Origin of the sequence: Dietzia sp. DQ11-38-2 (assembly GCF_014145055.1) — a bacterium.
GTDB lineage: Bacteria > Actinomycetota > Actinomycetes > Mycobacteriales > Mycobacteriaceae > Dietzia.
Map to the genome: position 1 here is coordinate 1 of NZ_JAALDW010000378.1, position 1383 is coordinate 1383.

A 1383-nucleotide genomic window follows, 5' to 3' on the forward strand; every position below is an offset into this window, starting at 1 on the left:
GGGGTGTGCAGGCGCGGGAGCGGATGCCTCTGCGGGAGCGGATGCCGGTGACCGAGCGCGGGCGCCTCTGATGGAGGGGAGGGCGCCTCAGGCGTCGATGGTCTCGGACTTCCCGGATCTGGCCAGCGCGGCGAGCTGGCGGGTCGTCGCCCCCGGCAGGTACGCCCGGCCGATCGCCACGCCGATTCGCGGCAGATCGGCCTCGTCGCGGAAGCACAGGAACACGGGCTCGATGCGCGGGTTGAACTTGGCCTTGAACTGGTGGAGCGAGCGGAATCCGTAGTACGGCTCGAGGGCTTGGCCGAGCAGGTCGAGGCCGCGGTCGAGGGTGGCCACCTCGTCGTCGTCGCCACTGCGCGCCAACGGAGCCCCGGACAGCGAGACGAAATCAGCCCCCTCGTCCTTGAACTCCAGCGCCGAGCGGGCGATGAGGAACTCGATCATGTTGTTCGCGCCGGGACCGTTGCGCTTACGCATCACGTCCAGGGTCCACCCGCGGACGCCGCCCTCGGTGCCACCCCGGTAGACGGGAAGCCACGACAGCGCCGCCTGAACGACCCCGTCGGAATCCACCGCCAGGGCGATGCGCACGTCGTCATCGAGCGCCTCCTCGACCGTGCCCAGGGTGAAGCCCATCTCGGGGAGCTCCTTGTCCCCCACCCACTGCTCGGAGATCTCGCGCACCTGCCCCAGGATCGCGGACGGCTGCTCCCGCAACAGCCCGGAGACGAAACTCGTCCCGTTCTTCTGCGCCTTGTTCATGGCGCTCCGGATCTTCTGCCACTTCTTGCCGCCGAACGCCAGGTCGGGCAGGTCCATGATGGTGTCCTCGGCGATCTGGAGCGCCCGCCACCCGCGCTCCCTCATGGTCTCGGCGGTCTCGGCCGACACCGAGAAGAGGCACGGCACCGCGGCCTGCGACTCGGCGAACTCCACGAACTCGGTGAGCAGACGACCGCGATCCCCGGGCGCGGCGACGGGATCCGCCAGCGCGATCGCCGTCCCCACGTGGAGGCGGTACCCCACGACGCCCCCGGCTCCGAAGAAGTAGTTCATCGGCTGCCACGTGATCATCCAGGACATGGTGCTGCCGCCGTGCTGACGGATCAGCGCGCGGACGCGGTCGACCACGTCCTCCGAATGGACCGAGGACCCGGTGACCCGGCGCCGGATCCGGACCCCGAACGCCCCCCGGCCGGCCACGAGCAGCACGGCCTCGCCCGCCCACAACAGTCCGGTGCCCGCAGTGACGGCGCCGAGGCTCTCGAAGTCCGCGGCCACGACCAACACCGTGACGACGAGCGTGGCCACCGCGGTGAGCACGGCGTAGGCGAGAGCGACCATCCACGCCGCCCGGAAGCCGCGGCGCAGCAGTTCGGCGGA

At 70.6% G+C, this 1383-nt stretch carries 1 protein-coding gene; it reads right to left on the reverse strand.

The window, feature by feature from the left end; translation table 11 throughout:
* Nucleotides 1–87 precede the first annotated feature (87 nt).
* Nucleotides 88–1383, reverse strand: a 1296-nt coding sequence (locus G6026_RS12670; RefSeq protein ID WP_182613382.1) for a phosphatidylglycerol lysyltransferase domain-containing protein, incomplete at its 5' end; no start/stop codon positions are given.